Below are 10230 nucleotides of genomic sequence, written 5' to 3'. Positions count from 1 at the left end.
TCGCATCAAAGATAAGATCGATCAGTTCTTCTGTTTTTTACTGGACGAATTTAAAAGGTGAATGTCTGTAGGATAGGCTATGTCCTGCGGACAAGCTTACCGTTTTTTTCATCTTTCCTTGCACTTAATATCCCTAAAATCCGAATAACTAACTGATTATCAAAATGTTTTTACTTTCTCAGCAGACCCTCCTGTTTAATTATCAAATTCAGGTTATGAATATAAGATTTACCTCATAGGTTAGCTATTTTTTTGATATTACCTCTATTTATATATAATAGGCAAATTTTCAGAAAAATATTTTAAGCAGTTATTTTGGTTAAGCAATTTAATCCGTTATTTTTGACTACTAACCTCAAATAAATGCATTCCACAAAATTTCTGTCATTATTAAGATATTTTTTAGCTGTTATTTGTTTTGCCTTATTATCCCAATTTAAAACAGCTGCGCAGGAAATAAATCATTATTATTCCCATTTAGATGAGGAAAAATGGTTTCCACGACAATCTGTAAGGTGTATTTTTCAAGATAAAAAAGGGTATTTATGGATTGGTACCAATGCAGGGCTTTTTAGGTATGATACCCATGAGCTTACAAATTTTGACATGAGTAATTATACTCAAACCAAATTTTTAAATAATTCTATCAATAGTATAACAGAAGATCAGAATGGGAATATCATTGTTGCAACAGAAAGTGGGGTAGGTATTATTAACCCTCTGTCAAGTTACAGAAAGGTTGTAACTACTAGTGATGAGTTTGTTTCTGAAGTATTAGTTTCTAAAGCTGGGGAAATATGGTTTTATAATAGCAAACAAGAAATTTATAAGGTTAACTCAAAAAAATCGAGCCATAAACTTTCGCCTTATCTAAGCTTGCTTAAAACTTCTGGGTTTCAGAATGTAAAAATCAATCAACTGTATTTTAACACTAACGGCGAGCTATTTATAGCTACTAATAAAGGTTTGTTTAAAATAGATCAACAAAATAAAAAGCTTATTTATACGGGTATCAATAATAATGTTCAAAAAGTATTTGGTAGCGATTTAGGTAAAATGTTTGTTGTTTTAGATAATGGTTTGTATCAATTAAACCATTTAAAAGGCAATAATAGTTATCTAGTTGAAAATTCGGGTTTAAATATAAATGGGTTGAAACAGTTGGTTGGCGATCCTCAAAAAATAATTATTACCGCAACATCAAATAAAATTTTCGCAATAGCTGATCAGCAAGATAAGCCCACGGCAGTATCACTAGTTCAGGATTTTATTAAATTAAGCAACATTTATATTAAGGTTTTATTTGTGGATAAATCTTTAAATATTTGGATAGGTACGCAAAAAGGATTATACAAAATTAAGAGGCAAAAGATCGGTGTTTCTTTCTATAGTGATTTTGCCGGAGATGCAAAGGATGGCAATACCATAAATGATCTTTTTTACGATCACAAAGATAGAATTTGGATTTTAAACTCGGCGGAAGGGGTATATAAATTGGAGCTTAAGAGCAATAAAATTTCCAAATTTCCAATTCCTTATAAAGAGTTTAACTCTATAAAGAGAGCTTACGATGGCAGTTTAATGCTTGTGGGGTCTGGTAAGATGTTTGAGATTTTTGATGCAAATAGTGATGCCTACTTGGAATATAGTGATCGTCACTTACCAAACGATGTGACTGATATGGCGGAGATTGCTCAGGGTGAATGGTGGATTACGTCTTGGAGACAAGGCCTTGTAAGGTTTTGTAAACCAAAATCGGAAATCACTAAAGAGAATTTTTTAATGAGATTAAGCGTGTGATCGGTAAAATACATTTATTCGGCATTTTAAAAGATAGCCACAATCAGATTTGGTTAATTAGTAGAGGAGATGGAGTTGTAAGAATAGATTTAGAGAAAAAGAAAATTTACCATTATAATGAAGGCGGACCTTTAAGTATTCCGTCAAACCGTATTGTCTGTATAAAAGAAAGCAATAAAGGGGATATATGGATTGGAACTAGAGGTGAAGGGTTATTAAAATTTAGACCATCTTTTAATGATTTTATTGTCTATAATATTTCATCGGGTTTGCCCTCTAATACCGTTTGCGATATCGAAGAAAGTACATCTGGCGAAATATGGGTATCAACCCTAAATGGAGTATCAAAATATGATGATAGTCAAATGTTGCCATTTTTTTCGTTTGGTTTAGATGATGGAATATTTAATCCTGAGTTTAATTTTGGAGTGGGCTGCAACGGTCCTAACAATCAACTTTTTTTTAGTAGTGGCAACGGTTTTTATAAGGTAGCATATCTACCAAAATCAGAATCATCGAGGGTTTTGCCTGTAGTTTGGACTAGTTTTAATATCTTAAATAAAAAAGACAGCTCTGCCAGCAATCTTTTAAACGATATAATAAAAACCAACAAAATTTCATTAGCCTCATCAAGCAGTATAAGTATAGGTTTTGCCGCATTAGATTATACCAATCCGGAAAATATAAATTATGCCTACAGGTTAAAAGGTAAAGATGAAGAGTGGAGTTTCATTAGAGGAATCAATGCTGAAGTGCAATATTCAGATTTATCACCGGGCGAGTATGATTTTCAGGTAAGGGGCTCAAATAGCAGAGGAGAGTGGCTAAATACCCCTTCCGAATTACATATTACTGTAGCTGCAAATATTTGGAATACACCATTTGCTTGGTTTTTATATGTTTGCGTTTTTATAGCCTGCGGGATTGGCATATTTTATTTGAGACGGAGATGGTATAAATTAAATAAAGATTTAGAGATAGAACAAGAAGTTACCGAGCTACACCATAAACGGATGGTGCAATTTGCCGATTTATCTCACGAAATTAAAAATAGGCTAACCTTAATTTTAGGTCCTTTAGAGGAAGCTTTACATGGCAAAAAAGTAAATCAGATTGTACTTAACAATTTATATGAGCAGGCTCAACGTTTAAAAAGATTATCGGATCAAATTATCCATATCCGTAAAAACGAAAGCGGGGGTTATATGCTCAACGTATCAAAAGAAAATATAAAAAACCATTTACAACATATTATTGAAGAATTAAAACCTTTAGCAATTTTAAAAAATGTAGAATTAAACTTTGCTAATCAACTCAATACAGATGAGGGTTGGTATGATAAGGAACTAGTAGAGATAATTGTATTGAATATATTAGGGAATGCCATAAAATACTCTGTAGTTAACGGAAAAGTGAAATTTTCTGTTTCAGTAGAACAAGAAAACTCATCTTCATCGCCAAGGGAAATATTAATTATAAAAATAACAGATAATGGTGTTGGTATTCCAAAAGAAAATATTAAGAAGATTTTAGACCCGTTTTATAGAGGAGACAATGTAAGGAATAATAAGAAGGAGTTTGAAGGAGATGGCATAGGTTTAAACCTTGTATCGAGGCTGATTAATATCCATCATGGTCAAATATGTATAGATAGTGAGCCGCTGGTGTTTACGGTAGTTGAACTTAAAATACCTATCAGTCAGGATGAATATGCCAATAACGAGCTTAAAGTAAACATAAAAAATACACCTATTATATTGCCAGATGATGATAACATCGACCAAAGTATAATACATCCAAATGATTCATCTATTTTGATAGATGATAAAATAAGCGGTAAAATAATTTTGATCATAGATGATGATCCGCAGATTAGAACCTTATTAAATGAAACATTGAATAAAGATTTTACGGTAATTGAAGCAGGAGATGGTTTAGAGGCATTAAAGATGTTGGAAAAACAACAGGTTGACCTGGTTTTAAGTGATTTATCAATGCCTAATATGGATGGTTTGACCCTATGTATACAATTAAAAAAAGACAAGAGATGGTCGTTTTTACCTTTTTTAATTATGACTGCCCGAAACTCTGAAGAGCAAAGATTGGTAGCTTTTAAATCAAGCGTTGATGATTTTATTGAAAAACCTTTTAGTTTAGAACTCATTAAATGGCGTGTTAAAGCAATGTTGCGCCAACAAAAGAATTTGGTACAAAATGTACAAAAGGTGGTAGTAGCCACCCAACTAATTGACGAAAGTGATTCGGCAGATGAAATTTTTATCCATAAAGTAGTCAATAAGATCGATGCCAATATTGGTTCCAAATTTTTAACAGTTGATTATTTAGCTGATGAAATAGGGATGAGTAGGGCTACATTTTATCGTAAAATGGAACAACTTTTTGGGGAATCCCCATCAAATTTTATCAGGAAAACCCGTTTAAAGAAATCCGCAGTATATATTAAATCCGAAAAATACACTATATCAGAGGTTGCTTTTAAAACCGGCTTTAAAACTCCTAATTATTTCAGTAAGTGTTTTTTTAAAGAGTTTGGAGTTCCTCCGTCAAATTATATTAAGTAAACTAAGTAAACCTTGGTTTTAAGTTTTTGAACCTTAATAAATATAAAAAATTGATAGAAATGTAAAGTTATTTACCCTGAATATGACGGGAAATATAGCGACCTTATGCCTCACCGCTGGAACAATACACAGATCTAATCAATGAGAATTGGTGAGGGCGTAGCCCGTATGCATACTCCTTTTCCCCATTTTATGGATGCCAGATAACCCAAACAGTCCAAATCCGTTATGAATGTGTCAAAAAAATCAACCATGCTCTCACCTTTAAATGATTCCATAACCAAATTTTATTTCGAGAAAGATAAGAAATTATCTTTACAGCTTTAAAAATGTATATTAATGTGGCTGAATTTCAATACCTTGCGACTGTAGTAGTAAATTATTAAAATTAACCATATTTTTAGTGGATCCCAGTTTTTTCTGGTGACTTTCTGTATGAAAAATTATAGTTGAAAATATTGTATACAATTCTGTAGATCGAAGAAAATAACACCCGTTTCTCTATTGAAAGTCTCATTTTTTAATCTATGATAAATAAAAATATGGATAAGCACTTATGGTATCCGAATTTTTTCATTTATGTCGAAAAAGCTTTTAACAACTATTTTTCCAAATATTTTATGGAGTAGATGTTGTATATAAACGAACCTTCTTAAATGCTATTAAAAGCAAGGGCTTTCTGAATATTCTTTTAAGGTTCTATTATATAGGAATACGAAACAAAGTAAATCTGAATACTATCACAATTTATAAGATTTTTTTAAACCGCTGATTATCAGTTCATTATTATTGATACGATTTTACTCTATTTTGAGATAAGTTGTACCTTATGCATTTATAATTTTATCTAAACCAATATTGTGATCTGCAGGGATGAATCCTTCCACAAGGTGTAACTAAATATAACCTATAATTTAAAATTAGATGAAAGAAAAATTCACAAAACTACTTTTGCTTTGCTGTTTAATGCTAGCCCAAGAGGTTTTAGCCCAAGTAAAAACTATCAGCGGAAAGGTTTCAGATTCAGCTGGTAATCCACTGATAGGGGTAGTCGTAAAGTTAAAAATCGGTAAAGTTGCAACCTCAACAGACGGTAGTGGAAATTACAGCATCAAAGCCAACAGAACTGATGTAATTGTGTTTAGTTACATAGGATCTAAAAACGTTGAAGAACTTGTCAATAATCGCGACGTTATAAATATTACATTAGAAGACTTATCAACACAGCTCAATGAAATAGTTGTTGTGGGATATGGCACACAAAAAAAAGTAAATTTAACCGGTTCGATTACTACCCTGGATAGTGCATTTTTACACAACCGTCCAATAACCGACGCTACACAAGCACTGCAGGGAGCAAAAGGGGTTTATGTTAATCAGTCATCGGGTCAACCTGGAGCCGACGGTGCCGATATTCGAATAAGAGGCCTTGGTTCATTGGGAAATAATTCGCCTTTAATTTTGATTGATGGTATAGAAGGTAGCATGCGAGATTTAAATCCTGATGATATTTCAACAATATCAGTTTTAAAAGACGCATCATCAGCCGCCATTTACGGTAATCGGGCTGCTAATGGCGTAGTCCTTATTTCTACTAAGAAAGGAAAAAAGAATTCATCTAGTATCGAATATTCGGGATACTATGGGGTTTCTAAAGCTATATCGCTACCAGATATTGCTAATAATTCAGAACAAGTAATTCAAGCTCTTATTACAGCTAAAGCAAATGATGGTATTACTGATAATGTAGCTATTGACGCCTTAGCCGATTTGAGGGCTAACCCATCTACAATACCCAATACCAATTGGTTTGATGTAATGTTCAAAAATTCAGCAAGCCAAAGTCACAACTTACGGGTGTCTGGAGGTGGCGATAAAAACACTTATTCTATTGCTTTAAATTATCTAGATAATCAAGGGGTTCTTGAGGGCTCATCAGCAAAAAAATACTCTATTTCGACAAACTTAACTAGTAATGTTACTAAATGGCTAGATGTGAGTTTGGGTCTTTTTGGTACTCGATTGAGTCAAGATCAGTCTTTGCTAACCCCTTATAATATGATGTACATTATATACAGGGCGCTGCCATTCCAACAGGCATTTGCTATTAATCCAAATGATGGGCAAACTTATTATGCAGATCAGCCTTATAAATTGAACGGGCAAAATGTTTTCAGAAATCCTTATTCCTTGGCTACGGAGGGTATGCACAACACAACTAGTAACCGTTTGCTAACCAATATTTCAGCCACTGTAAAACTTCCGTTTAATATTAAATACAATATTACTGGTGGCTTAAATAACCTCAATAGTATGGAGAAAAATTTTGCTCCGCTTATTACTCTTTATAATAATAAAACCAACACTTTTTCAAGTAGCGACTACTTTCAGGGTGATATTAAACCGCGTAGTGCTATTAGGAACTCTTTGAATGATTACTCGCTAACATTATTCCAAACGTTAAACTGGGAACATACTCTTAATAAAGATCATAATGTTAAAGTACTGGGAGGTTATAGTTTGCAGGATAGCCAAAGCGATGATTTTAACGGTTATGTAGATGGCTTTGTGGGAGATAATCTAACAGATATTAGTGCCGGTTCCACTAACCCCACATTTAATGGCACAACCAACACAGCTTACGTTAGCAAATTGAAATCCTATTTTGGACGAGTTAATTATGACTATAAAAGCAAATATTTATTAGAGGCCAGTTTCAGATATGACGGCTCCTCTCGTTTTTCTCCTGACAATCAATGGGGTTTCTTCCCCTCAGCTTCTGCAGGGTGGAATATTGGTTACGAAGACTTTTTAAAAGACCTGAAATGGTTGTCAACATTAAAACTGAGAGCATCCTATGGATCATTGGGTAATGAGAGAATAGGCAACTTTCTGTATAGTAATAATTACGACATAGGTGGATATTCTTTTGGAGGTGTTACTGCAGCAGCTATTTATGCTAAAAATTATTCAGATCCCAATATTACTTGGGAAACAACAACCATTGGCAACCTAGGTCTGGAGTCCGAATTTTTTAAAAATAAATTAAATATGGAAGTGGAATTTTATAATAAAACTACCGATAATATTTTGCAATCTACCATACTTGGATCTATAGTAGGCGATTTGCAAGGACCAGTTAAAAACATTGGAAAGGTTCGTAACACTGGTCTAGAAGTTACTTTGGGACATAAAAATAAGGTAGGAAAATTCAATTACAATATATCATTTAATGGTGCAGTTAATAGTAATAAGGTATTAGAATTATATGGCGGTACCCCGCTTTATTCTGGTAACCAGATTACCATAGTGGGTTCGCCAATTAATTCTTATTACGTACTACATTCTACAGGTATTTTTCAAACAATTGATGAGGTGAACGCATCGACTGTTATCGCAGGAGCCAAAACTGCTCCCGGCGATCTCAAGTTTGAAGATGTGAATAGGGATGGCAAAATTGACAATAATGATAGAATAGTAACTGGAAGCAGTGTGCCGAAATATACTTATGGCGTTAATCTTGGTGGGGGATATGGCAATTTTGATTTTCGGATATTCTTCCAGGGCGTTAAAGATGTTACCTCTATGCCTTTTGGAATCTTAAATAAACCATTCACAGGTGGTGGGGGTTTAACAAATGAATGGCTTACTGATGCATGGACCACATCCAATACTAATGCAACATTGCCCCGTTTGCAGGTAGGTGGTGGCGTATCAAATGGACAGGCTTCTACATTTTGGCTTCAGGATGCTTCTTACTTGCGTATGAAAAATATTCAAGTCGGTTATAAATTACCGGCTAATATAGCTGGTAAAGTTGGAGTCAAAAACATATACTTATATGCTAACGCCCAAAATTTAATCACTTTTACTAATTATAAAGATGCAGACCCTGAAAGAACCATTACATCCGATCGTGATTTCGATTACCCTGCGATCAAAACAGTTTCTTTCGGTTTAAACGTAACCTTCTAAATCAAGAAAATGAAAAAGATATATTTAATACTGATAGTTATTATTACTGGTACGGCAGGTTGCAAAAAAGATTTTTTGGAAACCACCAAAAATGATGGATATACCTCTGCTAATTTCTGGAAAACCAGTAATGATGCGATAGCTGGTGTAAATGGTATTTACCAGGACCTAACAAATAGTGCACTTTACGGAGGCTCTATGCCTATGCTTTTAGAGAATCTTACTCCTAATGCAGGGAGTAATGCCAATGTTAATCAAGTACAAACCATTTCCCAAGGACTGGCTTCACCATTAACTAATGCAATTTTTGCAACCCGATGGGCTGCCAATTATAAAGGAATAGGCCGGGCAAATGATCTATTGGCTAATATTGATAATATTACAATGGATGCGACTTTAAAAGCTCGTATAAAAGGAGAAGCACAATTTTTAAGAGCATTGTACTATTTTGATTTGCTGAATTTTTATGGTGGTGTTCCTATTATATTAGACAAAGCGAAGCCAGAAGACCAGCAATTGCCAAGAAATACACACGACGAAGTTCAGGCAGTTATTTTAAGTGACTTGGATGCCGCAAGTCCAGTACTGCCATTAAGTTATTCTGGTGCAGATGTTGGACGGGTGACCCAAGGTGCAGCTTTGGCACTAAAAGCCAGAGTTTACTTATTCAGTGGGCAATGGCAAAAGGCTGCTGATGCGGCAAAAGCTGTAATGGATTTGAAAAAGTACACGCTTTTTGCAAACTACCGTAACCTGTTTTCATTAGCTAATGAAAATAATAGTGAGGTAATATTTGATGTACAGTTTAAAAATGATGCAAAAGCTCAGAAAACCAGTTATGATATCAGTTTAGAACGTTACGACTATGAATCGCCAAGCCTTGACCTAGTAAATGATTATTATATGAAGGACGGGTTTCCAATAACCACATCAGCATTATATGATCCACAGAATTCATATACTAATCGTGATCCTCGCTTTGCGCAAACCATTGCTTACCCAAACAGTACTTTTGCAGGCAGAGTAGTAACCACTACCCAATACCCTTCAACTGGTGCTACGGTTAAAAAATACACCATTTACGATGAAGCCAAACCAACTGCATATCTTATAGATGGACAATCAGAGATAAATTACCAGATTATTAGGTATGCTGATATTTTATTAATGTATGCAGAAGCAATCAATGAGCTTGGACAAATGACACAAACTATTGCTGATGCTAGTATTAACTTGGTGCGTTTAAGGGCAGGTATGCCAAAGGTGATATACCAATCTCAGCTACAAATGCAACCTCTAATACGCCACGAAAGAAGGATTGAATTTTTTGGTGAAGGAACTTACGTTTTCGATATAAAACGTTGGAAAACAGCAGAAACAGTGATGAACGCACCTGTTAAATCTTTAACAGGAGTAATAATATATCAGCATGCATTTAATCCAAGTAGAGATTATTTATGGCCAATACCTGCCACAGTACTAGAATATAGCCCACAGTTGGAACAAAATCCTAAATACTAAAAGATGTAAACAGTAGGTTTTTTTCTTAAAATCTTTCTATTTGAATTACTGTAAACTAGGTGCTAATTATTTTTAATTTGAATGATACTTCTTCACAAAAGTGCCAGAACTTAATTAAAACATCAAGCCCTCTAACAAGATATCCAAAAAATGTGCAAAATTGAATCAAACGTTTCTGACCCTGAGGAAGACCCGATGATCGGTGGACCTTAATGCAAATTATGGAGTGTAATCTTATATCTGATTTGTTGTTGAAAAATAACAGCGAGTTTATTTTAGCTGATTCATTCCTTTTAATTCATACTCCCAATCTTAGTACTATTAGTTTAATCATCAATTTTAATATAACTAA

At 34.0% G+C, this 10230-nt stretch carries 4 protein-coding genes and 1 pseudogene; 4 read left to right on the top strand and 1 reads right to left on the bottom strand.

All coding sequences use genetic code 11. The annotated features are described in order from the left end of the window. Window positions 1-363: 363 nt before the first annotated feature. Both ADIARSV_RS20010 and ADIARSV_RS20005 read left to right on the top strand, forming a co-directional pair. Window positions 364-1800: a ligand-binding sensor domain-containing protein gene (locus ADIARSV_RS20010; RefSeq protein ID WP_016197514.1), complete on the top strand. Its 1437-nt coding sequence runs from the start codon at window positions 364-366 to the stop codon at window positions 1798-1800. Continuing rightward, complete coding sequence (locus ADIARSV_RS20005; RefSeq protein WP_016197513.1) at window positions 1797-4382, top strand: hybrid sensor histidine kinase/response regulator transcription factor; 2586 nt, start codon at window positions 1797-1799, stop codon at window positions 4380-4382. The genes ADIARSV_RS20010 and ADIARSV_RS20005 overlap by 4 nt, the downstream gene beginning before the upstream one ends. A 176-nt stretch (window positions 4383-4558) precedes the next feature. Here the strand turns inward: ADIARSV_RS20005 and ADIARSV_RS21695 are convergent. Further along, window positions 4559-4660: pseudogene (locus tag ADIARSV_RS21695) on the bottom strand (IS1595 family transposase); the annotation flags it as partial. 646 nt (window positions 4661-5306) lie between these two features. Between ADIARSV_RS21695 and ADIARSV_RS20000 the strand changes: the two are divergent. Continuing rightward, the gene (locus tag ADIARSV_RS20000) at window positions 5307-8357 is read left to right on the top strand and encodes a SusC/RagA family TonB-linked outer membrane protein (protein ID WP_016197511.1); all 3051 of its coding nucleotides are present in this window, start codon (window positions 5307-5309) and stop codon (window positions 8355-8357) included. Window positions 8358-8366: 9 nt separating this feature from the next. Next, window positions 8367-9878 carry a RagB/SusD family nutrient uptake outer membrane protein gene (locus ADIARSV_RS19995; protein WP_016197510.1) on the top strand — a complete coding sequence of 504 codons (1512 nt, stop codon included), beginning with the start codon at window positions 8367-8369 and terminating at the stop codon, window positions 9876-9878. Window positions 9879-10230 lie beyond the last annotated feature (352 nt).

The organism is Arcticibacter svalbardensis MN12-7, assembly GCF_000403135.1.
Lineage (GTDB): Bacteria > Bacteroidota > Bacteroidia > Sphingobacteriales > Sphingobacteriaceae > Arcticibacter > Arcticibacter svalbardensis.
This window is presented reverse-complemented; position numbering and strand designations above follow the sequence as displayed.